Here is a 21,925-nt window from a genome sequence, read left to right as displayed (position 1 = left end):
GTTGGTGACGGCGGACGGATTCGACTTCAGCCCGGGGGCGCAGGTCCCGCTCTCCGGCGCGGCAGGCCAGACCGAGGTGACGCAGGCGCTCGCCTCGGCCGCCTACCGCGACAGCCCGGTGGCCAAGCTGCTGGAGGCCAACTCGGAGTGGACGGTCTCCGAGGTCAAGCCACCGAAGATCTCCCTGTTCGAGCCCAATCTGGGCGAGGCCTTCTCGCGCGCGGTGCAGCTGCGGATGCTGGGCGGCGGCCGGGGCCAGGTGATCCAGTCCTTCGGCATGGAGCCGCAGACGGTGGTCGAGCACTGCCTCGCGGCCAACCGCATCCGCAAGACCAGGGACGCCCGGCTCACCGCCGTCATGGTGATCTTCGGGCTGCTCTTCCTCCCCGGAGTGCTGCTGTGGCTCGGCGCCTTCCAGCTGCGGCGCACCATCGCCGGGGCCCAGGACAAGCGGATGGGGGCGCTGGGCACCGTCTTCCTGGTGGGGCTCGCCGTGCTGACCGCCATCTTCCTGGTCAAGCTCCCCTTCCACGGCTTCTGGGGGATCTATCTGCGCGGCGTGGTCATCGCCCCCATCGTCGGGTGGTACGTGGCCAAGCAGATCAGCGAGCGCACGGCCAAGCACCTGCGGGAGTGCTGGGAGGGCCTCCTCACGGGCGGCGGGATCGGCGCCAAGGTGCCCGAGACGGTGCCCAACCACCCCGGCCAGAAATCGGCCGAGGACCTGCGCAAGGCGCTGCACAAGCTCACCGCCGAGCAGTACAGCAATGTCGTCTTCTACGCCGGCCCCAAGGGCATACTCGGCATGGGCACCCGCTGGGGCAGCTGGCAGCTCGCCGAGGACCTGGTGTCGGCCGACCCGGGCAAGGAGATCGACCCCTTCCGCAGCTGGGACGTGATACGCGCGATCCACGACCAGCTCCGGCTGTTGGAGCGCACCCCGCTGCACACCGGCGGCTTCCCCACCCCGTCGGTGCGCCACTGGGTGGTCTCGCCGATCGCCGAGGGGGCCAAGTCGGTGGAGCGCGGCGGCACTTCTGAGGAGGAAGGCTTCCAGATAAAGGGAGTCGAGCTGCAGCGGATCTGCGACGAGCACCATTTCGGCCCCGGCGACCGGCACTACCTGGGCGTGCAGTTCGTCCTCTGGGACGGCCAGTTGGTGATCACGCTGCTGGTCACGGTGACCCTGCTGCACAAGACACTGCGGATCGAGGTCACCGGCCATGCGCTCGGGCCGGTGCACCCCCTGTTCACCACCAAGCCCTCCAAGCCCTCCAAGACGGTCAGCAAGACCTTCAGGTTCTGGGAGACCAAGTCGGTCCCGCTGCCGCTCGTGGACGCGAAGGAAGTGGTGCGGCTCGCCGTCCGCGCCCCCTTCACCTGGTATCCGCCGCTGCTGGACCACCTGGGCGGGAAGCTGGTCCTGCCCGAGCCGTTCGGCCTGCGCCACGCCTGGGCGGACAAGCCGTGGCGGCACCGCTTCATGGCGGACGACGCGCTGCGCGCCGCCACCCCCGTGCTGCGCGTGGTCCACGAGGCGGCGATCGGCGTGCTCAAGCACCACGGCGTGGACACCGAGCGCTTCGGCAGCCGCTCGCTGGCGCTCAGCGGCCAGGTGCAGGACGTGGCCCCGAAGAAGGCCGACCTCTACGACGCGTGAGCGGCGCCGGTCCCGGCCGGGCGGCCGGGACCACGGTCGGCCGCGAGGGGCTGCCCCGAGGGGCGGGCCCCGGTTACGGCCGCGGCCAGGCGTCGGCGATCATCCGGCGGGTGTCGGCCAGCAGTTGGGGCAGCACCTTGGTGTGACCGACGACGGGCATGAAGTTGGTGTCCCCGCCCCAGCGGGGCACCACGTGCTGGTGGAGGTGGGCGGCGATCCCGGCGCCCGCGGTGGCGCCCTGGTTCATGCCGATGTTGAAACCGTGCGCACCCGACGCGGTACGCAGCGCGACCATGGCGGCCTTGGTGAACTCCGCCAGCTCGGCCGTCTCGTCGGCGTTCAGCTCGGTGTAGTCGGCGACGTGCCGGAAGGGGACGACCATGAGGTGTCCGCCGTTGTACGGGTACAGGTTGAGCACGGCGTAGACATGCCGGCCCCGGGCGAGGATCAGTCCGTCCTCGTCGGACTTCTCCGGGATGGAGCAGAAGGGGCAGCCGTCCCCGGCACCCGGGCCGGTGGGCTTGTTCTCGCCTTGGATGTACGCCATCCGGTGGGGGGTCCACAGGCGCTGGAACGCGTCGGGCGTCCCCACTCCGATCTGCTGCTCCGGCTCACTCGTCATGCGGGCCAGCATATTCGTCCGAGGCGGCGGAGGATGCGGTGAGGGGCGACCCCGTTCGGGACCGCCCCTCGATACGACCCCCGCGCGGGCGGGGAGCACGGCACCTTGGCCTTATGCGCCTTCCGGATCTTCGGAACACCCCCGCATCAGCGGGGATCACATCACACCTGGATCCGGCGCTCCACGGCGTCAACGATCTCGGCGATGGCCTGGTCACGCGGAATGCCGTTCTTCTGCGAGCCGTCCCGGTAGCGGAAGCTGACCGCCCCAGCCGCCATGTCGTCGTCACCGGCGATGATCATGAACGGAGTCTTGGCGCGCTGAGCGTTCCTGATCTTCTTCTGCATCCGGTCCGAGGACGAGTCCACCTCGACCCGCAGCCCCTTCGCCTTGGCCTGCGCGGCGAACTCCTCCAGGTACGGCACATGGCTGTCGCCGATCGGGATGCCGACCGCCTGGACCGGCGCGAGCCAGACCGGGAAGGCGCCCGCGTAGTGCTCCAGCAGCACCGCGAAGAAGCGCTCGATGCTGCCGAACAGGGCGCGGTGGATCATGATCGGCTGCTGCCGCGAGCCGTCCGCCGCCGTGTACTCCAGCTCGAACCTGGCGGGCTGGTTGAAGTCCACCTGGATGGTCGACATCTGCCAGGTCCGGCCGATCGCGTCCTTCACCTGGACCGAGATCTTGGGCCCGTAGTAGGCCGCGCCGCCCGGGTCCAGGACCAGCTCCAGGCCCTGCTTCTGGGCGGCCTGCCGCAGCATCTCGGTGGCCTCGGCCCACTGCTCGTCGGACCCGATGAACTTGTCGCTGTCGTCCCGGGTGGACAGCTCCAGGTAGAAGTCGCTCAGGCCGTAGTCGCGGAGCAAATCCAGCACGAAGGTGAGCAGCGAGTCCAGCTCGTCGGGCGCCTGCTCCCGGGTGCAGTAGATGTGCGAGTCGTCCTGGGTGAAGCCGCGGGCCCGGGTGAGGCCGTGGACGACGCCGGACTTCTCGTACCGGTAGACCGTGCCGAACTCGAACAGCCGCAGCGGCAGCTCACGGTAGGAACGCCCGCGCGCCTTGAAGATCAGGTTGTGCATCGGGCAGTTCATGGCCTTGAGGTAGTAGTCCTGCCCCTCGAACTCCATGGGGGGGAACATGCCCTCCATGTAGTGCGGCAGGTGCCCCGAGGTCTCGAAGAGCTTGGCCTTGGTGATGTGCGGGGTGTTGACGAACTCGTAGTCGGCGTCCTCGTGGCGCTTGCGCGAGTACGCCTCCATCTCCCGGCGGATGATCCCGCCCTTGGGGTGGAACACCGCGAGCCCGGATCCCAGCTCGTCGGGGAAGGAGAACAGGTCCAGCTCGGCGCCCAGCTTGCGGTGGTCGCGCTTCTCGGCCTCGACCAGGAAGTCCAGATACGCCTTGAGCTCGTCCTTGGTCGGCCAGGCGGTGCCGTAGATCCGCTGGAGCTGCGGATTCTTCTCGCTGCCACGCCAGTACGCGGCGGCGCTGCGCATCAGCTTGAACGCCGGGATGTTCCGGGTGGTCGGCAGGTGCGGCCCCCGGCACAGGTCGCGCCAGCACAGCTCGCCGCTCTTCGCGTCGAGGTTGTCGTAGATGGTCAGCTCACCGGCGCCGACCTCGGCGGACGCGCCCTCGGCGGCGTCCGCGGCCGACCCCTTGAGCCCGATCAGCTCCAGCTTGTACGGCTCCGCCGCCAGCTCCTCGCGCGCGGCCTCGTCGGTGACGGGGCGGCGGGAGAACTTCTGGCCCCGCTTGATGATCTCCTGCATCTTCTTCTCGATGCGCTTGAGATCGTCCGGGTGGAAGGGGGTCTCGACGTCGAAGTCGTAGTAGAACCCGTCCTTGATCGGCGGGCCGATGCCGAGCTTGGCCTCCGGGAAGAGCTCCTGCACGGCCTGCGCCATGACATGCGCGGTGGAGTGGCGCAGGATGTCCAGGCCGTCCTGGCTGGTGATCTCGACCGGCTCGACCTCGTCGCCCTCGGCGACCTCGTACGCCAGGTCCTTCAGCTGCCCGGCGACGCGCGCGGCGACGATCGAGCGGTCGCCGTCGAAGAGGTCCGCCGCCGTGGTGCCCGTGGTCACCACGCGCTCTTCCCGCTCGGAATCGCGTTGGATGATCACACGGACGTCTGACACCGGTCTCTCCTGACTGATGGGGTCACTCGGGCAGCGATTGCTGCGCAGCGTGAATCGTACCGAGCCGGAGGGCCGGACCGCGAAACGGTTAAGAAGAGCGATCACCGCCGCGGGTGAGCCCGGTGGCCGGGGTCAGGGCCAGGGGGCGTCCTGTGGATCACGCCGGGCATCCGTCGCCGTGCTCCTCCTAGCTAGTGCCGCGTCAGTCAAGGTTTGCCCGGTAGCGAGGCGTCCTGGTGCGTGCGATCGCAAGGCGGCCGTAAGCCCTCGTAGTGGGCCTACTGGGGCTTTCGGCCAACGCAGCGAGCGTGCGTGCCAGGGCGGCGAGCGGGGCAAACCTTGGCTGATGCGGCACTAGGGCCCACCGCACGGCTCCTCGAAGCAGTCCGCGCCGTCCAGGTGCTCCCGCAGCGACTTCAGCAGCCGGTCCCGGTCGGCCTCGTCGACCCGCACCGGCGTGACGTCCCTGGCCCCGGTGATCCGGCGGAACCCGCCCCGGCTCTCCAGCCTGCCACTCACCCGGATCGGCAGCCCCACCAGGTGGGCGTGGACCGCGATCCGGTAGTCGTCCTCCCCCAGCGCGACCCGCACCTGCGCCACATCGGCGCCGGTGAGCACCCGCAGCCGGACCGTCCCGGGGCCGCCCGGGCCGGTGCGCCGCAGCCGCACCACCGCGCCGGTGACCCGCACCGGCACGGCCGGCTCGGAGCGTACGTAACGGACCCCGGCCTCCCGCAGGGCCGGCAGGTCGCCGGGGCTGAAGTCCACGGGCTCGGGCCGGGCCGCGACGCCGGCCGGCGGGCCGGCCCCGGGCGACCACTCCAGCGCCACCCGGGCCCCCTCCGTCCCCTCGACGAGGGACACCACCGCCTTGGTCAGCTCGCGGCTCACCCCCGCCTCCACGGCGGTGTCGAAGGCCTCCTGCCCGCCGGTGGTCCGCTGGTAGTCCACGGCGTCGCGCAGCGCGTGCAGCGCGCGCAGCAGCGTCCCGGTGACGGCCCGCCCGTGCTCCACCGGCACGAAGACGGTCAGCTCGCGCCCGCCCGGGCCGGGCGGTCCGACCAGGATGTGCTCCAGGGACGCCTCGGCCTCGCGGCGGTGCCGCGCCCCGTAGTAGCCCGCCCGCCCCCGGGCGGCCAGCGCGCCGGCCAGCAGCGTGGCGCGGGCGGCGGCGCTCAGCCGCTCCTGTGCGCTCCAGGCGGCGGCGCCCGACCGGGGCTCGGGCACCTCGCGCCGCCAGCGGATCTCGTCGCTGGGCACGGCCAGGCCGATCAGCACCTCGCGGGCGGACGGGGCGGCGCTGCGGGCCAGCGCGGTCACCGCCTCGCCGAGCAGGTCGCCGCTGTCGGGGAACTCCCGGCTCTCGGGCACCAGCAGGCTCGTGCCGCCGCTCGTCCCACCGCTCGTCCCACCGCTCGTGCCGCCGCCCGGGTCGCCCGGTGGCGTCCAGCGCGCGTACCGCCCCGCCGCTCCACCGCGCCGCCGCCAGCCGTGGCGGGCCAGCAGGGCGCCGAGCACGACGGGGTCCACCTCGTCCGGGGAGGGGACGGGCGGGGCGGGGGCGGGCTCGTCGGTCGGGCGGTACCGGTCCATCAGGGTCTCCCTCCCGCCCCGACCCGGGTCATGATCTCGCAGAGCGCGCGGTCGTCGAAGATCCGCGAGGTCGGGATCCGCACGGTGGTCCGGCGGCTGCCCGTGACGGGATGGCCGGCCAGATTGATCCAGTAGCAGCAGTGGCGCAGCGCGAGGCGATCGTGGCCGGCCCGCAGCCAGTCGTCCCGGGCGCGCGGCACGATCATCACGACGAGGATCTTGTGGACCGAGACCGGGCTGCGGGCCAGCTTGATCAGGTGGTCGTTGTCGAGGGTGAAGGAGAAGGTCGGCCCGGGCGGGTGGGGGGCGATCTGGTAGGTGGCCTTGAGCTGCACCTTGATCGTCACTTCGTCGTCGACGGCGTGTCCGCGCGCGCTGTGGCTCACGTGCCAGTCGATGCCGTGGTCGGGGAAGGGCTGCGCCAGGGAGCAGCCGGCCGCCGCCGCGACCGCGTGCAGATAGCCGACCTGCAGGGTCTCCATGCAGGCGGTGGTGGCGAGGGAGCCTCGCGGCGGTGCGATCCGCTCGGGCAGCAGACTGCTCGCCGGCGTGGCCGGGTCGGGCTGCGCGAGCGCCATGTCGTCGAGCGCCTTCCGGGTATTGCCGGTTGCTACACAGGTGTTGTCTCCGCGTCAGGACCTCGGCAAACGGCGGCGGTTCGAGCCACTCTCCCCGGGTATCACCAGGTGGGGCGGGGTCGTAGGAGCCATTCGGTGAGCGAGCACGAGGAGTTGAGGCCATGCCGTCCTGGTTCGAGGGGCCTCTCGCCGCATTCGACACGGAGACCACGGGGATCGATGTCGAGCGGGACCGGATCGTGTCGGCGGCGCTGGTGGTCCAGCGCGGGGCCGGAAGCCTTCCGGAGGTCAGGCGCTGGCTGGTGAGCCCGGGGATACCGGTGCCGGAGGCGGCCACCGCGATACACGGGCTGACCGACGCGCATCTCCAGCGGCACGGCAGGTGGCCCGCCCCGGTGATGGACGAGGTGGCGCGGGCGCTCGCCGAGCAGGCGGCGCGGGGCACCCCGGTGGTGGTGATGAACGCGCCGTTCGATCTGACCCTGCTGGACCGGGAGTTGCGGCGGCACCGCAATTCGAGCCTGTCCTCGTACGTCTCGCTGCGCTCGCTGTTCGTCCTGGACCCCCGGGTGCTGGACAAGCACCTCGACCGCTACCGCAAGGGCCGCCGCACGCTCACCGACCTGTGCGCCCACTACGGCGTGGAGTTGACGGGGGCCCATGACGCGGCGGCGGACGCCACGGCCGCCCTGGAAGTGGTGCGGGCGGTCGGCCGCCGTTTCACCTCCCGTCTGGGGACCATGACGCCCGCGGAGCTCCACGACCGGCAGACGGTGTGGTACGCGGCGCAGGCCCGCGGGCTGCAGGCGTGGTTCGCGCTCAACGGCTCGCAGGAGACCTGCGACCCGGCCTGGCCGCTGCGGCCGGAGCTGCCCGCCGCGGCGTAGGGGGGCGGCGCCGTGTCGTGCGCCTCCCGCGGCCTGGTGTTTGGCCGCGGCGCGCCGGGATACCCGCCGCGGCGTTCGTATCTCCCCCGGGGCCCGGCCGGGCCCCCGCCGACGCGGAAGAGGAGCCGGCATGGGCGAGCACCGCCACAAGGCCGACACGGCGGCCGAGGAGCTGACGGAGGAGGCCGAGGAGGCGCAGACGGCGACCGAGGACGAGCGCGGGAACCAGGCGGCCGGCGGCAAGGGCGGCGACCCGATGACGCCGAGTGCCGACGCGAACGAGGACGCCGTCGAGCGGTCGCGCTGACCCCGTTCGCACCGCCGGGCGGCGCGGGGGTCCGCGCCGTCAGGCGCAGCGCAGCGAGAAGGGGTGGCCCGCCGGGTCCGAGTAGAGGCGGACGTCGCGCGGGCCGCCGTTGTGCTTGGTGTCGAGCGGCCGCGCCCCCAGATCGATGACCTGCCGCTCGGCGGCGTCCATGTCGCCCTGGGCCACGATCAGTTCGAGGTGGGCCTGTTGCGAGTCGTCCGGGCGGGGCCAGCTCGGCGGGGCGAAGCCGTGGTCGCGGAGGAAGGCCATCCGTGCCCCGCTCTTCGCGACGATCTCGATCCGGTCCGCGTTGGTCATCGCCTGGATCTCCGCGCCGAGCAGGGTCGCGTAGAACTCCGCGAGCGCTTCGGGCTCGGCACAGTCCAGGGCCAGGACGGCGGTTTCCACGGCGGCCATGAGTTCCCTCCCGTTCGCGTATCCGGCGCTATCTCCGGCTACCCGCCTTCGGGGACGGCACGCATGCTTTCCTCGGCCCAGGGCGCCCCGGCCGGTACGCGTCGAGGCCGGGCCGCCTGCTGGCGGCCCGGCCTCGACGGGGTGGGCGATACTGGGTTCGAACCAGTGACCTCTTCGGTGTGAACGAAGCGCTCTCCCACTGAGCTAATCGCCCCGGTGTCCCGGTGGGGTGCTCCCCGGTGGAACGACGTGAACAATACAGGTCGCGAGGGGTCTCGTTCAAACCGGATACGCGCCGGACGGCGGCGCGGCCAGGTGCGCCCGCAGGCCCCGCAGCCCGCTCCGCATCATCAGCGCGTGGTTGAGGCGGAAGAGGGGGCGGCCGGGGAGCGCGAACCGGCGCAGAAGCGGCTTGCGGACCACCACCTCCTGGTCGAAGACGGCGCGCGCGCCGGTGCCGCGCGCCGTCACGGTCCAGCGCACCCACCCTTCCAGGTCGCCGGACATGGCCAGCTCCAGCACCCCGGCCGCCGGGTCCTGGCGCGCCTCGCGGACGGTGATGACCAGGTCGTAAGGGATCAGGGAGCGGAAGCGGGCGGTGCCGGTCCGCTCGTCGGACCGGACCGCCTCGCGGACCTGTGGCCACCACCGCGGATAGTCGTCTCCCGCCGCGAGCAGCCGGTAGACCGCCGCGGGCGGGGCGTCGAGGTCCCAGTGGCTGTGGAAGCGGTAGCGGCACCAGTCCATCCCTCCAGTCTGCGACGGCCCCGCCCCCGACGGGCCGCCACCCTGCGGACAGGCCGCCGAAGACCTTGGCGCGGGCCAGGTCGGCGGGCCCATGCGGCAGGCGCATGGCATGGAGCTGATGAGGGGTCGCGGCGGTGGGATCGGACCCGTCCACGGCCGCGGGGCCGCCGTCGGCCGAAGGGCCGCCGTCAGCCGCGGGCGGGCCGCGGCTCCGCTTCGCTCGCCGCCGCGGGCCCGCGGCGGCGGTCGACCGCGACGGCGCAGGCCGCCAGGGCTCCCACGGCGGGCGCGACCAGCGGCAGCAGTTGCCAGGCGGCGACGGTGACCACCGCGAGCCCGCCGGCGAGCAGCAGCGAACCGCCCAGGTCGGCGCCGAGGCCGCGGCGGGCGGCGGCCCGGGCCACGGCGGACCAGCCGAGGCCCGGCCGCCACTGGGCGGCCGTGCGCAGCCCGAGCACGATCACCGTGAGCGTCCCCGCCACGCTCACGGCGACCAGCGCGGGCCCGCCGGGCAGCGCCCCGGAGCGGGCCACCCGCAGATCGAAGGCGAGCAGGGCGAGCACCGCCCACCACAGGAGCGAGAACCGCCAGCCGGCGCGCATGGCCTCCCGCAGTCCGGCGAGGAAGTCCCGCCAGGTGGCGCGCTCCCCGTCCAGGTGGCGGCGCAGATGCGCGCACCCGGCCGCGAAGGCGGGCAGCAGGGTGACCACGGGCAGGGCGGCGAGCACCACCCACACCCCGGTCAGCAGGGACTCCGCGAACGCGGAGAACAGGAACAGCCGTGACTCCCGCCGCCCGGCCCACGGCCGCGCGCTCACCTCCCGTACGTCCATGGCGCCGCCCCTCAGCCCTTGAGCCCGGAGGTCGCCGCGCCCTCGACCAGATAGCGCTGGAAGGCGAGGAAGAACAGCAGCACCGGCGCCAGCGCCACCAGCGACATGGCGACCATGCCGCCGTAGTCGGCGACGGTGTCCTGGTCGATGAACATCTTCAGGCCGAGCGAGACCGTGTACTTGTCCGGGGTGTTCAGATACAGCAGCGGTCCGATGAAGTCGTTCCAGGACCAGATGAAGCTGAAGATCGCGCTGGTGATCAGGGCCGGACGGCACAGCGGGAGCACGATGTTCCAGTAGATGCGCAGATGGCCGCAGCCGTCGATGCGGGCCGCCTCGTCCAGTTCCTTGGGGAGATTGCGCATGAACTGCATCATCAGGAAGACAAAGAAGGCGTCCACGGCCAGGTACTTGCCGAGCAGCAGCGGCACGAAGGTGTTGATCAGTTCCAGCTTCTGGAACAGCACGTACTGCGGAATGATCAGCACCTGGAAGGGCAGCAGCAGCGTCGCGATCATGACCGAGAACAGCAGGTTGCGCCCCGCGAAGCGGATCCTGGCGAACGCGTAGGCCGCCAGCGAGCAGGAGAACAGCACCCCGATCACCGAACCCACCGCGATGAACAGCGAGTTGTAGAAGAAGCTGGAGATCGGGATGTCGGCGATGCCCTCCGACAGCCGCCGGTAGTTGTCGGTGATGGGGTCGGTGGGCAGCAGCCGCAGACTGCCGACGATCTTGTCGCCGGGCTTGAACGAGGCGCCGATCACCCACACCACGGGGTAGAGGATCACGGCCAGCAGCGCGAGCGCCCCCACGTGCCACCCCACGGACCGCACCCTGCGCCGAGCCGTATTCGTCAGCGCCGTCACCGGGCATCCTCCTCGTAGTGCACCCAGCCGCGCTGGGTCTTGAACAGCACCACCGTCACCAGGCCGATGCCCAGCATCAGCATCCACGCCATCGCGGAGGCGTAGCCCATGCGCAGGTTGCGGAAGCCCTGCTCGTACAGGTACCAGGTGTAGACCAGCAGCGAGTCGGCCGGACCGCCCGCGCCGGAGCCTCCGGTGCCGCCGATGACCACCGCCGAGGTGAAGACCTGGAACGAGTGGATGAGTTCCAGCAGCAGATTGAAGAACAGCACCGGGGAAATCATCGGCAGGGTGATGGAACGGAACCGCCGCCACCGCCCCGCGCCGTCCATCTCCGCGGCCTCGTACAGCTCGCGCGGGACCTGCTTGAGCCCGGCGAGGAAGATCACCATCGGGGCGCCGAACTGCCAGACGGTGAGGGTCACGAGGGTGGGCAGCATCCAGTCCGGGTCGCCGATCCAGCCGCCGACGTCCCAGCCGAAGAGACTCATCGACTTGTCGACGATCGCGTCGTCCTGGAAGATCGACCGCCACACGATGCCGATGCTGACGCTGGCGCCGATCAGGGACGGGGCGTAAAAGGCCGAGCGGTAGAAGCCCTGCCCCTTGCGAGGCTTGACCAGCAGCAGCGCCACGCCGAGGGCGACCAGCAGCTTCAGCGGGGTGCCGATCAGGACGTACTTCAGCGTCACGTCGACCGAGGTCCACCACCGGTCGTCCTGGAACATCTCCCGGAAGTTCTTCAGGCCCACCCACTCGGGCGAGTCGAAGAGGTTGTAGTCAGTGAACGCCAGGTAGAGCGAGACGAGCATCGGGCCGAGGGTGAGCAGCAGGATCCCGACGCACCACGGCGTCAGGAACAGATAGCCGGCCAGCGTCTCCCGGCGCCCCCGCCGCCGCGCGAGGGCGGCGGGGGCGGCTTTCCGAGCCCTGGCCTCCCGCGGCGCGGGATCCTTGCGTCCGAGATGGTCCGCCGCGGAGGTCTTGGTAGGGGTCACGAAGCTCTCCTCAGGAGCCGAGCGCGGTCTTCGCCTCGCTGAAGAACTGGTCGACGGCGTCGTCCACCGAAGTCTTGCCCTGCGCGACCTGGCCGTAGATGCGCAGGAAGGCGGCCTCCGCGACATCCGCGCCGGCCGGGTGCGGAGTGATCGGCTCCAGCTTGTCGGTGACGCTCTCCTCGTACTTGGCGATCTTGGCGTTCACTCCGGTGGGCTTGAACGCCTTGTACTGCGCGTTGGTGGGCAGCACCCCGCGGTTGTAGCCCATGATCTTGCCGACCTCGGGGTCGTGGGTCATGAAGTCGATGAACTTCGCGACTTCCTTGGGGTGCTGGGTGCGGGCGGAGCCGCTCAGCATCAGGGAGGAGAGGTACTGCCCGGTCTTCTTCCCGTCCAGGGTCGGGATCGGGCCGAGGTCGAGTTCGGTCTTGGTCTCGGCCGCGAAGCGGACCAGGAAGTTGTCCCAGGTGAACTCGGCGGCGGCGAGGTCGGCGCTGATCGTGGCCTTGGGCTTGACCTGCTCGGCCTTCTTGGCCGGGACCAGCACGCCGTCCTTGTTCTTGCCGTACCAGTCGCCCCACCATGTCTTGAGGTCGCCCTCGGTGAAGCCGAGCTTCTTGTCCTCGGTGAAGAAGGCCTTGCCCTCCTGGCGCAGATACAGGTCGTAGAGGTACATCACCCCGGCGTTGTCGCCGGCGCCGTAGAGGCCGTCCCCGTCCTTGCTGACCTTCTGGGCGGCGGAGAAGAACTCGTCCCAGGTCCAGCCGTCCTTGGGGGTCACCCCGGCCTTCTTGAACTCGGTGGGGTCGTAGAACAGCGCGAAGGTGTTGGCGCCGACGGGCACGCCGTAGAGCTTGCCGTCCACCTCGCCGGCCTTCTCCAGCCCGGCCCGGAAGTCCTTCATGCTGAGGTTTCCGGCCTTCACCTGCTGGTTCAGGTCCAGCAGGATGTTCTTCTCGCCGTACTTGCGCAGGAACGCGACCGAGTTCTGGAACACATCGGGCGGGTTGCCGCCCGCCGCCTGGGTGTTGAACTTGCTCCAGAAGTCGGCGTACTCGGCGAAGTCCGTCTTCACCTTGATGTTCGGGTACTTCTTCTCGAACAGCTCGACCGTCTTCTGGATCAGCTCGGCGCGGTCCTTCGCACCCCACCAGGAGTAGCGGATGGTCACCGTGCCGTCGCCGGAGCCCCCGCCGCCGCCCCCGCATCCCGAGGCCAGCAGCCCCAGCCCGAGCAGGCCCACCGCGGCCGCCCGCAGTCTTCCGCTCCTCCGCACCCATCGAGCACTCATGAGACGCCCCTCCCGGGCAGGTCGTCCGACTGCCCAACGAGCCTTGAAACGTTTTAGGAAAGCGCTTGCCGGGCTAAGTTATGGACGTCTCCCCCGGACGTCAACGGTTCGGGCAGGATCAATTCGAAGCGCTTCACCAAAAGCGCCCCATCCGGTCAGGACGGGGCGTGAAAACACCGAGGGCCCGGAGGCATGAAGCCTCCGGGCCCTCGGTCCAGGGTGGGCGATACTGGGTTCGAACCAGTGACCTCTTCGGTGTGAACGAAGCGCTCTCCCACTGAGCTAATCGCCCTGGCGCACGCCCAACATTAGCGTATGCCGGACCATGCCCCCGACCACGGCCGGCTCAGGGCCGGCCGCCCCCGGCCGTCACTCCTTGATCTTCCACGGCATGACCAGGCCGAACTTCACCACGTACACCGCCACCGCCGCGGCGCAGATCACCACGGCGATCGTGGTCAGGATGAGGTTGCGCTTGCGCACCCGGGGGTCGAGGGCGCGCTGCGCCGCCTCGGTGACCTTGCGCTTGGTCCAGCGCAGCACCAGCTGGGCCCAGACGAACTCGGTCGCCCAGATTGCCATGCCGGCGAAGATCACCAGCCACCCGGGGCCGGGCAGCGGCAGCATGATGATGCCGACGACCACCACCGCGAGCCCGACGATGAACACCCCGACCTGCCAGCTCAGGTGGAGCGCCCGGGACCTCTGGATGAACCGCGGCGCCCGCGAGCCGAGCGCCGGCTCCTCGGAAGCGCTCTCCCCCGCCGCGGGCCCCGGGGCCGCCGACTCGGTGACCCCCTGCCGCTCGTCACTCTCCGCGTTCATGTGACCCAACCTACCTGATCGAAAACCGTTCACCGGAATGGCGGTACCGACCACGCGGAGACTGCGCTGCTAGAGCTACTGGAAGGACCACAAAACGGGCAGAGGGGTTTACAACGGCACCGTAGGTGGCATGTCGATTTCGCCGACGTGCGAATCCCCGAGCGCACACTGAGCGAAAGGCCCTGGCGCTTATGAACACCACGGTCAGCTGCGAGCTGCACCTGCGCCTCGTTGTGTCGAGCGAGTCCTCACTGCCTGTACCCGCGGGCCTGCGGTACGACACGGCCGATCCCTACGCCGTGCACGCCACCTTCCACACCGGAGCCGAAGAGACGGTCGAATGGGTCTTCGCCCGCGACCTGCTCGCCGAGGGCCTGCACCGGCCCACGGGCACCGGCGACGTCCGCGTGTGGCCGTCCCGCAGCCATGGGCAGGGCGTCGTCTGCATCGCCCTGAGCTCCCCGGAGGGAGAGGCTCTGCTCGAAGCCCCGGCGCGGGCCCTGGAGTCGTTCCTGAAGCGGACCGACGCCGCGGTGCCACCCGGCACCGAACACCGTCATTTCGACCTCGACACGGAGCTCTCCCACATCCTGGCGGAGAGCTGAGACCCGGAGAGAGCTGAGCGCGCGGCCGTCCGACTCGGGGAGACGGCGCGAGCCCGGCCGCGGCATGAAGGCAGTGACATACCGACAACGTCATAGGCAGGCGACGGTGCCGTCGCCGCGGAGCCGTCCGCGGTGGCGGCACCGCCGTGTCGGGAACGCGGTGTCGGGAACGCGGTGTCGGGAACGCCGCTAGAGTCGGTCAGATCGAAGGGCAGGCGAGTGCAGCCTCCGATCCGGCCGGCCAGGGAGCCAACCGTGCTGATCAACCACGACACCCGGTGCGCGCTCGACGCGGTCGTCGCCCTGGTGAACACCACCCCCGACGGCGACGGCCCGGACGGCCTGGCAGACGTCGACGCGCTGCGCCGCTTCGTGGCGCACCACGCCATCAGCGACGTCGGCACGCTCGAGGAGCGGGACCTGGTGGCCGTGCGGGCGGTGCGCGCCCGGTTCGCCGAGGTCTTCGCCGCGCCCGACACCCGGCGCGCCGCCGAGCTGCTCAACGCGATGGTCGCCGCGGCGGGCACCACGCCCCGGCTCACCGACCACGACGGCTACGACTGGCATGTGCACTACTTCGCTCCCGGGGCGTCGCTGGCCGACCACCTCGCCGCCGACGGCGGCATGGCGCTGGTGTTCCTCCTGGAGGCGGGCGAGCGGGGGCGGCTGCGCCGCTGCGAGGCGCCGGACTGCGGGTACGCCTTCGTCGACCTCTCGCGCAACCGCTCACGCCGCTACTGCGACAGCCGCACCTGCGGCAATCGTCTGCATGTGGCCGCCTACCGCGCCCGGCGCCGGGAGGCCGCCGGCTGAGCGCCCGGCGATGGGCGCTCACCACCGGTAGAGGTCGTGGACGGCGGTGACGAACAGCAGGGTGCCCACGACCGCGAGGAAGAGCATCAGCGGGGGCTGGGAAAGGGCGAAGAGACAGCCACGCGGCTCCTCGCTCGGCGGTGCGGGGGGTGTTTCGATAGGGGATCGCTCCCCGGGTGTGTGCGGCATCTCGCGGAAGATCATGGCGCAGGGGAACCATGCCCGCGGTCGGGGAGCCGTAATTGACCGGTTGAGCGTCAGATTCCGTGCTTTTTGAGAATGGCCTCGATATCCGAGAAGTCGTCCGTGCCCGAGCCGGCTCCGGACTTGGTCGCTCCCCTGGTCCGCCCGGGCCCGCGGGTACCGCCGCCGGCGCCCAGCGCGGGGGCCCCGCCCCGCTCCGCCGCCGCGCGCCGCTCCTCGCGGGTGCCGCCGCCCCGGCGGCGCTCCACCGCGCGGCTCACCGCGAGCAGCAGCCAGGACAGGCCGAGCACCCCGAAGCCCAGCCAGACGGCCGGCTTGAAGACCAGGTCGGTGATCCAGTCCAGGACGCCCGTCATCGCCAGGCCCACCGGCAGCAGGGCGTAGCCGGCGATACGGGTGGCGGCCAGGAAACGCCTGCGGTATGCCGTCACGAAGGCGACAGCGAGGCCCGCCGCGGATGCCGCGGCGCAGACCGTGTCAGTCAGCAGCATCGGGTCCTCCTGCCGATCGGGTGCCGAGTTCCCATCGTGCACCCTCGCGACGACATGAGGGCCGTGCCGGGGAGAAGGATCAGGGACATCTCCGGGCAGCGCTCCTCCCCGGGGGCGAGGCGGCGAGGCGAGGCCGCCGGGGCCCGATGTCGCGGTCCGGATTCGGAGGACCCGGCTCCGGCTGGAAGACTGGCCCCATGAGCGACCCCCAGCCCTCTCCGTCCCCCGGCCCCGGTGAAGGCGCCGGCCCCGGCCGCCCCCAGCCCGTCGTGCTGGATGTGTGGTGCGAGCTCCAGTGCCCCGACTGCCGTACCGCGCAGACCGACCTGCACGCGCTGCGCGCCCGCTACGGCGACGCCCTGGAGATCCGGATACGGCACTTCCCGCTGGAGCGCCACCAGCACGCCCACGCCGCCGCCCAGGCCCTCGAGGAGGCCATCGTGCAGGGCCGGGGCTGGCCGTACGCCGAGGCCGTCCTGGCCCGGGCCGAGGAGCTGGCCTCGCGCGGCGAGGTGGTGCTGGTGGAGGTCGCCCGGGAGCTGGGCCTGGACGCCGAGGAGATGGACACCGCGCTGATCGACGGCCGGCACATCCTGATCGTGGACGCGGATCAGGCCGAGGGCAAGGCGATCGGGGTGACCGGCACCCCGACGTATGTGATCGGCGGGGAGCGGCTCGACGGCGGGAAGAGCCAGGAGGGGCTGCGCGAGCGCGTCGAGGAGATCGCCGACCGGCTGCTCGCCGGCTGAGCCGGGGCCCGGGGGCCAGAGCAGCTGCGCGGTCGGAGCGGCCGCGGCGTCAGAGCAGCTGCTTGTAGAGGTGGTACTGGGTCGACCGGTAGCCGAGCGACTCGTACAGCCGCAGGGCCGGGGTGTTGCCGCCGAAGACGTGCAGCCCGATCGCGCGGGCCCCCGCCTGCAGGGCGTCTCGCTCGGCGGCCAGCATGAGGGTGCGGCCGTGGCCGTGGCCGCGGTACTCCTCGGCGACCAGCACCGAGAAGACGTACGCCTCCGGGGACTCCCCCGGGCGCAGCGAGACCCATATGGTGCCCACGTCCGTGCCGCGATGGGCGAGGACGCGCAGCAGGGCGCCCGGCGTCGCGGGGCCGTCCGGCAGGAGGGTCGGGTACTCGGCGTCGGCCTTGGCCCGGGCCGCCTCCTCGGACACCCCGCGCTCCAGCCAGTCGCGGATGTAGTCCGCCCGCTCGTGCTCGAGCCAGGCCGGGTACTCCGCCTCCCCCATGGGCCGTACCTCGCTGCCCGGCGGCAGCTCGGGAGCCTCGGTCAGCTCCTTGACCATGTTGCGGCTGCGCTCGCCGAAGCCGAGCGCCCCCGCCAGCCCGAGCCCGGCCGTGGCCTCTGCCGGGATGCTCACCGCCACCTGCGTGCAGCCCCAGCCGCGCAGCACCTCCTCGGCGGCCAGCGCGGCGACCGTGCCGCGGCCGCGGTGCCGGTCCGGCGCGTCGATGTCCAGCCGCTCTATCCGCCCGACATCCGCGCCCAGCCGCTCGTCGGTGGCGAGCTGGAGGGAGCCGACGGGGCGGCCGTTGACGGTCACCTCGTACGAGCGGGCCCGCCCGCCGTTCTCGGTGCGCTGTTCCGGCCCGGTGGGCCGCAGGGTAGTGGTCACGATGGTGTTCTACCTGCCCTGCGGGCGGTCGTCACCAGGTTTTTCAGGGGTCGAGGTCGTCGGCCGCCCGCTCGGCGAAGATCCGCATCGCCCGCGCGGTGACGGGGCCGGGCGCGCCGGGCAGCGGCCGCTCGTCCAGCCGGTGGAGCGCCTGGACGTCCCGGGTGGTGGAGGTCAGGAAGATCTCCTCCGCCCGCTCCAGCACGTCGAACGGCAGGTCCGTCTCCTTGGCGCCCACCCAGTCGAGCACGAGCTGCCGGGTGATGCCGGCGAGGCAGCCGGAGGCGAGCGGCGGGGTGTGCAGCTCCCCGTCGAGGACCACGAAGACGTTGGACCCCGTGCCCTCGCACAGCCGCCCGAGGGTGTTGGCGAACAGCGCCTCGCTCGCGCCGCGCTCCCGCGCGCGGGCGAGCGCCACGACGTTCTCGCCGTACGAGGTGGTCTTCAGCCCGGCCAGCGCCCCGCGCTCGTTGCGGGTCCACGGGACGGTGATCACCGCGGTCGTATCGGGCCGCCGCTCGGTCTCGACGAGCGCGACGACCAGCGTGGGTCCCGCCGTGCCCCGGTCGGAGCCGAGCGGCGAGACCCCTCCCGTGTAGGTGATCCGCAGCCGGCCGAGCGGCACCGGGCCGGCCTCCAGCACCGCCGCGCAGGCGCGCCGCACCTCGTCCAGGTCCGGTTCCGGCAGCCCCAGGCCGCGGGCCGAGCCGGCCAGCCGGTGCAGATGACGGGTGAGCGCGAAGGCCTGTCCGTCGACTGCCTTGACCGTCTCGAAGACCCCGTCGCCGACCGTCAGCCCATGGTCGAGGACGGACACCCGCGCGCTGTCCGCCTCCCGTAGCGAACCGTCGAGCCAGATGGCGAGTGTCATCGTGCGGTGCCTCCCGTCGGCTGGGGCGCGCCCGACGCCACGGAGAGCAGTCGGGCGGCCTTGAGTTCGGTTTCGTCCCATTCGCGCTCCGGGTCGGAGCCCCAGGTGATGCCCGCTCCGGTGCCGAAGCGCAGCACGGGGCCGCCGGCGGCCGCGCGGTCGATCCAGAAGGTGCGTATCCCGACCGCCAGCTCGCCGGTGCCCCGGTCCGCGTCCACCCAGCCGACGCCGCCGCAGTACGGGCCGCGGGGCGCCGTCTCGAGCTCCTCGATGACACGCAGCGCGCTGGACTTGGGCGCTCCGGTGACGGAGCCGGGCGGAAAGGCGGCCGCGAACAGCTCGGGCCAGCCCGCGCCGGCCGCCAGTTCGCCGCGCACGGTGGACACGAGGTGGACCAGCCCGGGGTGCTCTTCGATCGCGCACAGGGCGGGCACGGTCACCGAGCCGGTGGCGCAGACCCGCCCCAGGTCGTTGCGGACCAGGTCGACGATCATCACGTTCTCGGCGTGGTCCTTCTCCAGCAGGTCCGCCGCCTCGCGCCCGGTGCCCTTGATCGGCCCGGACTCGACGGTCCGCCCGGCGCGCCGCAGGAAGAGCTCGGGTGAGGCCGTGGCGACCTCGACGCCGTGGTCCGGCAGGCGGACGGTGCCGGCGTACGGGGCGGGGTTGCCCAGGGCCAGCAGCGCGCTCAGCTGGTCCACGTCGGCGCGGTCGGGGTCGGGCAGCGGCGCGGTCAGCACCCGGCACAGGTTCGCCTGGTACACCTCCCCCGCCGCGATGCGCCGCCGGATGCGCCGCACGCCCTCGGTGTAGGCGGCGCGGTCCAGCGACGAGGTCCAGTCCTCGGGGGCGGGGCCGCGCCAGCGGCCGGGCGCCGGGACGGGCTCGGGCCGTACGTCCTCGAAGCGGGCGCAGACCAGGCCGCCCTCGAAGTCGGCGACCACCGCCCAGAAGCCCTCGGAGTCCAGGGCCGCGGGGTCGCTGGTCACCTCGCGGAGACCGGTGGCGACGAGGCCGCCGAAGCGAGCCAGAGGGGGCAGGTCGTACACGGTTGCGAGTCTAGGGCGGTGGCCCCGGGAACGCGGCGGGAGGGGCTTCCGGCCGCGGGCAGGGCGGCACGCTGCGGAAACGGAAGGAGCACCCTGCGCAAACGGAATTTGAGCTGGCTGCGGAATCCGCTAGAGTTCAACACGTCGCCGGGACGCGGAAGCGCCCCGGAGAAACGACACCTGCGGACGTGGCTCAGTTGGTAGAGCATCACCTTGCCAAGGTGAGGGTCGCGAGTTCGAATCTCGTCGTCCGCTCGGAGTGGGGGTTCCGGCCCCTGCGTGGTGGAGTGGCCGAGAGGCGAGGCAACGGCCTGCAAAGCCGTCTACACGGGTTCAAATCCCGTCTCCACCTCGGACGATTAGCTCAGCGGGAGAGCGCTTCCCTGACACGGAAGAGGTCACTGGTTCAATCCCAGTATCGTCCACTCGGGTCCCCTGGACCCGCTCGCGCGATTAGCTCAGCGGGAGAGCGCTTCCCTGACACGGAAGAGGTCACTGGTTCAATCCCAGTATCGCGCACACCACGGAACCACGATCTCCGTCGCGGTTCCCCAGGACGATTAGCTCAGCGGGAGAGCGCTTCCCTGACACGGAAGAGGTCACTGGTTCAATCCCAGTATCGTCCACATGATCGGCCCGAGGGCCGGGGCAGCTCGCCCCGGCCCTCGGTCGTGTCCGTGCTCAGGATCCTCAGGAGGAGAAGAGCATGTGCCCGAAGCCACGGTGATGCTTGTTGTGGCCATGGTGGCCGTGGTGGCCGTGCTGGGGGGCACCCCAGGCGGGGGCCGCCGGGTACGCCTGAGGAGCGGGCGCCGCGGGCGGCACCGGCGGAACCTGCCCGGCCCACTGCGACTCGAGCCGGGTCAGCGCCTCCAGCTCCCCGTAGTCCAGGAAGATCCCCCGGCAGCCGCTGCACTGCTCGATCTGCACGCCATTGCGGTTGTACGTGTGCATCGGCGCACCGCACTTGGGACACTGCATGGTCCGCTCAACTCCTCAGCATCAGAAAAAAGCGCTGCCGGAACGGTCGTCCGGCGGCGTTGACTTCACCCTACGCTCCGGCGAGCCGCGCGATGCGGGCGCAGGCCTCCACCATGGCCTCCTCCGCCTCGTCCAACGGCCGCCCCGCCACCGCCGCCTTGGCGAGCGCCAGCGCGGAGATCTGCACGGTCAGCGCCCGCGCGGGCACGTCGAGCCGCGGCCAGGGGTCCTCCCCGCGCCGGCGCACGGCGGGGCCGCCCGCCGTCTGGTACGCCCCCAGGAAGCGCCCCCAGTCGTCGGGGCCGAGCAGCCCGGCCGCGTACCAGGCGGCGGGGCGCGCCAGGTCCCACGCGGGGTCTCCCAGGCCGAGGTCGTCGACATCGATGAGCAGCCAGTGCGAGGCGGGTCTCACCAACTGCCCCAGATGGAGGTCGCCGTGGCACAGGGCGCCGCCCTCCGGGGCCGCCCCCTCACCACGGGCCCAGCCGGGCAGCGCCGCCCACGCCCGCAGCACGGCCGCCACGGCCGCCGCCGGTCCCGCGGCCGCGGCGCGCAGCCGGGCCACGGCGCGGGCGGCCTTGGCGGGCCCGCGCATCGGCGGCAGCGGGCCCGGCAGCGCGGCGGGCGGCACGGCGTGCAGCCGCGCCAGCAGCGCCCCGGCCTCGGCCCACGGGGCGGCCCCCGGCTCCGCGGGCGACACCGGCTCCCCGTACGGCCACAGGGTCACCGCCCGCCCCTCGGGCAGCATCTCGGGCCCGCCCAGCGGCGGCAGCAGAACCCCCGCGCACGCGGGATCGGCGGCCACCCCCACCCGGACGACCAGCTCCCCCACCTCGGTGCCGGGGGCGTGCGCCTTCGCGACGACCTGCCCGTGGCGTATGACGGTGGCGTCGACGCGGTCGGCCAGCATGACCACCTCGCCGCCCGGCGCACGCCGGGGCGCGACCCGGCGCACAGCCTCCACCAACTGAGGGACGACGCCGCCCCGCGCGGTCTCGCTCACGGCTCCCCCTCTCGTACGGCGCGCCGACTCGTACCGCGCGCCGCCCCCTGGATCCTAGGTCGGCCCGCGCACCCCGGGCGCACCCGGCCCGAACCGGCGGAAAAGCCGAGAGGGCGGAAAGAACGGAAAGGACGGCACCGGTGGAGCCCGTAAACGGCGCGATGCCCGGACAGCTCCCCAGCTGTCCGGGCATTCGTGCCGTCCGCCGCACCCCCGTCCCCACGGGGTTGATGACGGGAAGTCCCCGCCCGGGCCGCTCTCCCGGGCCTGGGGCGCCTCAGCGCCCCAGCTTTCCCGCCACGGACGACGCTTGTGTGACGACGGCCTCCCAGCCGTCGAACACGATGACCAGGAGCGTGGCCAGGGGCAGCACCATGGCCGCCGCGACCAGAGGATGACGGGTGCCGGACCGATCGCCGAACGGCTCCGCCGCGCGGTGTCCGCGCGCCCGGGTGGCCATCCGTACCGCCGGATCCGCCATCGTCACTCTCCTGTCACATCTGGGGCGGCG

Annotated in this window: 25 protein-coding genes and 7 tRNA genes; 11 read left to right on the top strand and 21 right to left on the bottom strand. The window is 72.0% G+C overall.

Annotated elements, in window-relative coordinates; genetic code table 11:
* The first annotated feature begins 4 nt into the window (after window positions 1–4).
* Entirely contained in the window at window positions 5–1,660 is a 1,656-nt protein-coding gene (locus ABFY07_RS17070) for a hypothetical protein (RefSeq protein WP_346175317.1), read from the top strand.
* A 73-nt stretch (window positions 1,661–1,733) separates the two neighbouring features.
* Here the strand turns inward: ABFY07_RS17070 and ABFY07_RS17065 are convergent, their stop codons facing one another.
* From ABFY07_RS17065 to ABFY07_RS17050, 4 genes are all read right to left on the bottom strand, one after another.
* A complete protein-coding gene (locus ABFY07_RS17065) occupies window positions 1,734–2,294 on the bottom strand; it encodes an HIT family protein (protein ID WP_346175316.1) in 561 nt (186 codons plus the stop codon).
* A 149-nt stretch (window positions 2,295–2,443) separates the two neighbouring features.
* Window positions 2,444–4,423 (bottom strand): threonine--tRNA ligase, encoded by a 1,980-nt coding sequence (gene thrS / locus ABFY07_RS17060; RefSeq protein ID WP_346175315.1) that lies wholly within the window; start codon window positions 4,421–4,423, stop codon window positions 2,444–2,446.
* A 354-nt stretch (window positions 4,424–4,777) separates the two neighbouring features.
* On the bottom strand, window positions 4,778–6,016 hold the full coding sequence (locus ABFY07_RS17055; RefSeq protein ID WP_346175314.1) for a hypothetical protein: 1,239 nt from the start codon (window positions 6,014–6,016) through the stop codon (window positions 4,778–4,780).
* Complete coding sequence (locus tag ABFY07_RS17050) at window positions 6,016–6,594, bottom strand: DUF4365 domain-containing protein (protein ID WP_346175313.1); 579 nt, start codon at window positions 6,592–6,594, stop codon at window positions 6,016–6,018. Before ABFY07_RS17050 ends, ABFY07_RS17055 begins: the two co-directional genes overlap by 1 nt.
* A gap of 161 nt (window positions 6,595–6,755) precedes the next feature.
* Here ABFY07_RS17050 and ABFY07_RS17045 point away from each other — a divergent pair, with 161 nt between their 5' ends.
* Both ABFY07_RS17045 and ABFY07_RS17040 read left to right on the top strand, forming a co-directional pair.
* On the top strand, window positions 6,756–7,481 hold the full coding sequence (locus ABFY07_RS17045; RefSeq protein ID WP_346175312.1) for a 3'-5' exonuclease: 726 nt from the start codon (window positions 6,756–6,758) through the stop codon (window positions 7,479–7,481).
* Window positions 7,482–7,611: 130 nt separating this feature from the next.
* The gene (locus ABFY07_RS17040; protein WP_158080284.1) at window positions 7,612–7,788 is read left to right on the top strand and encodes a hypothetical protein; all 177 of its coding nucleotides are present in this window, start codon (window positions 7,612–7,614) and stop codon (window positions 7,786–7,788) included.
* 39 nt (window positions 7,789–7,827) lie between these two features.
* Here the strand turns inward: ABFY07_RS17040 and ABFY07_RS17035 are convergent, their stop codons facing one another.
* From ABFY07_RS17035 to ABFY07_RS16995, 9 genes are all read right to left on the bottom strand, one after another.
* Window positions 7,828–8,205, bottom strand: coding sequence for a VOC family protein (locus ABFY07_RS17035; RefSeq protein WP_346175311.1), 378 nt, complete (start codon window positions 8,203–8,205; stop codon window positions 7,828–7,830).
* Between the two features lie 142 nt (window positions 8,206–8,347).
* A tRNA-Val gene (locus tag ABFY07_RS17030) sits at window positions 8,348–8,419 on the bottom strand.
* A 65-nt stretch (window positions 8,420–8,484) separates the two neighbouring features.
* Window positions 8,485–8,952: an SRPBCC family protein gene (locus ABFY07_RS17025; protein ID WP_346175310.1), complete on the bottom strand. Its 468-nt coding sequence runs from the start codon at window positions 8,950–8,952 to the stop codon at window positions 8,485–8,487.
* Window positions 8,953–9,140: 188 nt separating this feature from the next.
* Window positions 9,141–9,785, bottom strand: coding sequence for a DUF624 domain-containing protein (locus ABFY07_RS17020; RefSeq protein WP_346175309.1), 645 nt, complete (start codon window positions 9,783–9,785; stop codon window positions 9,141–9,143).
* A gap of 11 nt (window positions 9,786–9,796) precedes the next feature.
* Window positions 9,797–10,621: a carbohydrate ABC transporter permease gene (locus ABFY07_RS17015; protein WP_428836945.1), complete on the bottom strand. Its 825-nt coding sequence runs from the start codon at window positions 10,619–10,621 to the stop codon at window positions 9,797–9,799.
* 29 nt (window positions 10,622–10,650) lie between these two features.
* Entirely contained in the window at window positions 10,651–11,652 is a 1,002-nt protein-coding gene (locus ABFY07_RS17010) for a carbohydrate ABC transporter permease (RefSeq protein ID WP_346175307.1), read from the bottom strand.
* Window positions 11,653–11,662: 10 nt separating this feature from the next.
* Complete coding sequence (locus ABFY07_RS17005) at window positions 11,663–12,943, bottom strand: ABC transporter substrate-binding protein (RefSeq protein ID WP_346175306.1); 1,281 nt, start codon at window positions 12,941–12,943, stop codon at window positions 11,663–11,665.
* Between the two features lie 220 nt (window positions 12,944–13,163).
* Window positions 13,164–13,235, bottom strand: a tRNA-Val gene (locus ABFY07_RS17000).
* Window positions 13,236–13,312: 77 nt separating this feature from the next.
* On the bottom strand, window positions 13,313–13,768 hold the full coding sequence (locus ABFY07_RS16995; protein ID WP_346175305.1) for a TIGR02611 family protein: 456 nt from the start codon (window positions 13,766–13,768) through the stop codon (window positions 13,313–13,315).
* Window positions 13,769–13,959: 191 nt separating this feature from the next.
* On the opposite strand from ABFY07_RS16995, the gene ABFY07_RS16990 reads away from it, so the two are divergent.
* On the top strand, window positions 13,960–14,373 hold the full coding sequence (locus ABFY07_RS16990; RefSeq protein WP_003959770.1) for an SsgA family sporulation/cell division regulator: 414 nt from the start codon (window positions 13,960–13,962) through the stop codon (window positions 14,371–14,373).
* 255 nt (window positions 14,374–14,628) lie between these two features.
* On the top strand, window positions 14,629–15,186 hold the full coding sequence (locus ABFY07_RS16985) for a CGNR zinc finger domain-containing protein (RefSeq protein WP_346175304.1): 558 nt from the start codon (window positions 14,629–14,631) through the stop codon (window positions 15,184–15,186).
* 18 nt (window positions 15,187–15,204) lie between these two features.
* On the opposite strand, the gene ABFY07_RS16980 is transcribed toward ABFY07_RS16985, so the two are convergent.
* Together ABFY07_RS16980 and ABFY07_RS16975 are read right to left on the bottom strand one after the other, a co-directional pair.
* Window positions 15,205–15,375: a hypothetical protein gene (locus ABFY07_RS16980; protein ID WP_346175303.1), complete on the bottom strand. Its 171-nt coding sequence runs from the start codon at window positions 15,373–15,375 to the stop codon at window positions 15,205–15,207.
* A gap of 68 nt (window positions 15,376–15,443) precedes the next feature.
* The gene (locus tag ABFY07_RS16975) at window positions 15,444–15,878 is read right to left on the bottom strand and encodes a hypothetical protein (protein WP_346175388.1); all 435 of its coding nucleotides are present in this window, start codon (window positions 15,876–15,878) and stop codon (window positions 15,444–15,446) included.
* A 200-nt stretch (window positions 15,879–16,078) separates the two neighbouring features.
* Between ABFY07_RS16975 and ABFY07_RS16970 the strand changes: the two genes are divergently transcribed.
* Window positions 16,079–16,630, top strand: coding sequence for a DsbA family protein (locus tag ABFY07_RS16970; protein ID WP_346175302.1), 552 nt, complete (start codon window positions 16,079–16,081; stop codon window positions 16,628–16,630).
* A gap of 49 nt (window positions 16,631–16,679) precedes the next feature.
* On the opposite strand, the gene ABFY07_RS16965 is transcribed toward ABFY07_RS16970, so the two are convergent.
* Genes ABFY07_RS16965 through ABFY07_RS16955 form a run of 3 tightly spaced genes read right to left on the bottom strand, consistent with a single transcriptional unit; the run spans window position 16,680 to window position 19,430 of the window.
* Window positions 16,680–17,510 carry a GNAT family N-acetyltransferase gene (locus tag ABFY07_RS16965; RefSeq protein WP_346175301.1) on the bottom strand — a complete coding sequence of 277 codons (831 nt, stop codon included), beginning with the start codon at window positions 17,508–17,510 and terminating at the stop codon, window positions 16,680–16,682.
* A gap of 43 nt (window positions 17,511–17,553) precedes the next feature.
* Window positions 17,554–18,381 (bottom strand): aminotransferase class IV, encoded by an 828-nt coding sequence (locus ABFY07_RS16960; protein ID WP_065966072.1) that lies wholly within the window; start codon window positions 18,379–18,381, stop codon window positions 17,554–17,556.
* Window positions 18,378–19,430 carry a chorismate-binding protein gene (locus tag ABFY07_RS16955; RefSeq protein ID WP_065966069.1) on the bottom strand — a complete coding sequence of 351 codons (1,053 nt, stop codon included), beginning with the start codon at window positions 19,428–19,430 and terminating at the stop codon, window positions 18,378–18,380. The genes ABFY07_RS16960 and ABFY07_RS16955 overlap by 4 nt, the downstream gene beginning before the upstream one ends.
* 182 nt (window positions 19,431–19,612) lie before the next feature.
* Between ABFY07_RS16955 and ABFY07_RS16950 the strand changes: the two genes are divergently transcribed.
* The 5 genes from ABFY07_RS16950 to ABFY07_RS16930 all read left to right on the top strand — a co-directional run bounded on the left by ABFY07_RS16950 (window position 19,613) and on the right by ABFY07_RS16930 (window position 20,056).
* Window positions 19,613–19,685 (top strand) — tRNA-Gly (locus ABFY07_RS16950).
* A 26-nt stretch (window positions 19,686–19,711) separates the two neighbouring features.
* A tRNA-Cys gene (locus ABFY07_RS16945) sits at window positions 19,712–19,782 on the top strand.
* A gap of 1 nt (window position 19,783) precedes the next feature.
* A tRNA-Val gene (locus ABFY07_RS16940) sits at window positions 19,784–19,855 on the top strand.
* A gap of 22 nt (window positions 19,856–19,877) precedes the next feature.
* Window positions 19,878–19,949, top strand: a tRNA-Val gene (locus ABFY07_RS16935).
* A gap of 35 nt (window positions 19,950–19,984) precedes the next feature.
* Window positions 19,985–20,056 (top strand) — tRNA-Val (locus ABFY07_RS16930).
* Between the two features lie 64 nt (window positions 20,057–20,120).
* Here ABFY07_RS16930 and ABFY07_RS16925 read toward each other — a convergent pair.
* From ABFY07_RS16925 to ABFY07_RS16915, 3 genes are all read right to left on the bottom strand, one after another.
* Window positions 20,121–20,411 (bottom strand): TFIIB-type zinc ribbon-containing protein, encoded by a 291-nt coding sequence (locus tag ABFY07_RS16925; RefSeq protein ID WP_346175300.1) that lies wholly within the window; start codon window positions 20,409–20,411, stop codon window positions 20,121–20,123.
* A 70-nt stretch (window positions 20,412–20,481) separates the two neighbouring features.
* The gene (locus ABFY07_RS16920; RefSeq protein WP_428836943.1) at window positions 20,482–21,414 is read right to left on the bottom strand and encodes a phosphotransferase; all 933 of its coding nucleotides are present in this window, start codon (window positions 21,412–21,414) and stop codon (window positions 20,482–20,484) included.
* Between the two features lie 277 nt (window positions 21,415–21,691).
* The gene (locus ABFY07_RS16915; RefSeq protein ID WP_346175299.1) at window positions 21,692–21,895 is read right to left on the bottom strand and encodes a hypothetical protein; all 204 of its coding nucleotides are present in this window, start codon (window positions 21,893–21,895) and stop codon (window positions 21,692–21,694) included.
* Window positions 21,896–21,925 lie beyond the last annotated feature (30 nt).

The organism is Streptomyces sparsogenes subsp. cuspidosporus, assembly GCF_039532705.1.
GTDB classification, from domain to species: Bacteria; Actinomycetota; Actinomycetes; order Streptomycetales; family Streptomycetaceae; genus Streptomyces; species Streptomyces sparsogenes.
The sequence above is the reverse complement of the archived record's forward strand: the minus strand, read 5'-3'. Positions and strand labels throughout refer to the sequence as shown.

Bases quoted from the DNA above. Each gene is read 5' to 3' on its own strand.
- ABFY07_RS17065 (WP_346175316.1), bottom strand. From the start codon at position 2,294: ATGCTGGCCCGCATGACGAGTGAGCCGGAGCAGCAGATCGGAGTGGGG.
- ABFY07_RS17055 (WP_346175314.1), bottom strand. From the start codon at position 6,016: ATGGACCGGTACCGCCCGACCGACGAGCCCGCCCCCGCCCCGCCCGTC.
- ABFY07_RS17050 (WP_346175313.1), bottom strand. From the start codon at position 6,594: ATGGCGCTCGCGCAGCCCGACCCGGCCACGCCGGCGAGCAGTCTGCTG.
- ABFY07_RS17045 (WP_346175312.1), top strand. From the start codon at position 6,756: ATGCCGTCCTGGTTCGAGGGGCCTCTCGCCGCATTCGACACGGAGACC.
- ABFY07_RS17040 (WP_158080284.1), top strand. From the start codon at position 7,612: ATGGGCGAGCACCGCCACAAGGCCGACACGGCGGCCGAGGAGCTGACG.
- ABFY07_RS17035 (WP_346175311.1), bottom strand. From the start codon at position 8,205: ATGGCCGCCGTGGAAACCGCCGTCCTGGCCCTGGACTGTGCCGAGCCC.
- ABFY07_RS17025 (WP_346175310.1), bottom strand. From the start codon at position 8,952: ATGGACTGGTGCCGCTACCGCTTCCACAGCCACTGGGACCTCGACGCC.
- ABFY07_RS17020 (WP_346175309.1), bottom strand. From the start codon at position 9,785: ATGGACGTACGGGAGGTGAGCGCGCGGCCGTGGGCCGGGCGGCGGGAG.
- ABFY07_RS17005 (WP_346175306.1), bottom strand. From the start codon at position 12,943: ATGAGTGCTCGATGGGTGCGGAGGAGCGGAAGACTGCGGGCGGCCGCG.
- ABFY07_RS16995 (WP_346175305.1), bottom strand. From the start codon at position 13,768: ATGAACGCGGAGAGTGACGAGCGGCAGGGGGTCACCGAGTCGGCGGCC.
- ABFY07_RS16990 (WP_003959770.1), top strand. From the start codon at position 13,960: ATGAACACCACGGTCAGCTGCGAGCTGCACCTGCGCCTCGTTGTGTCG.
- ABFY07_RS16980 (WP_346175303.1), bottom strand. From the start codon at position 15,375: ATGCCGCACACACCCGGGGAGCGATCCCCTATCGAAACACCCCCCGCA.
- ABFY07_RS16970 (WP_346175302.1), top strand. From the start codon at position 16,079: ATGAGCGACCCCCAGCCCTCTCCGTCCCCCGGCCCCGGTGAAGGCGCC.
- ABFY07_RS16960 (WP_065966072.1), bottom strand. From the start codon at position 18,381: ATGACACTCGCCATCTGGCTCGACGGTTCGCTACGGGAGGCGGACAGC.
- ABFY07_RS16925 (WP_346175300.1), bottom strand. From the start codon at position 20,411: ATGCAGTGTCCCAAGTGCGGTGCGCCGATGCACACGTACAACCGCAAT.
- ABFY07_RS16915 (WP_346175299.1), bottom strand. From the start codon at position 21,895: ATGGCGGATCCGGCGGTACGGATGGCCACCCGGGCGCGCGGACACCGC.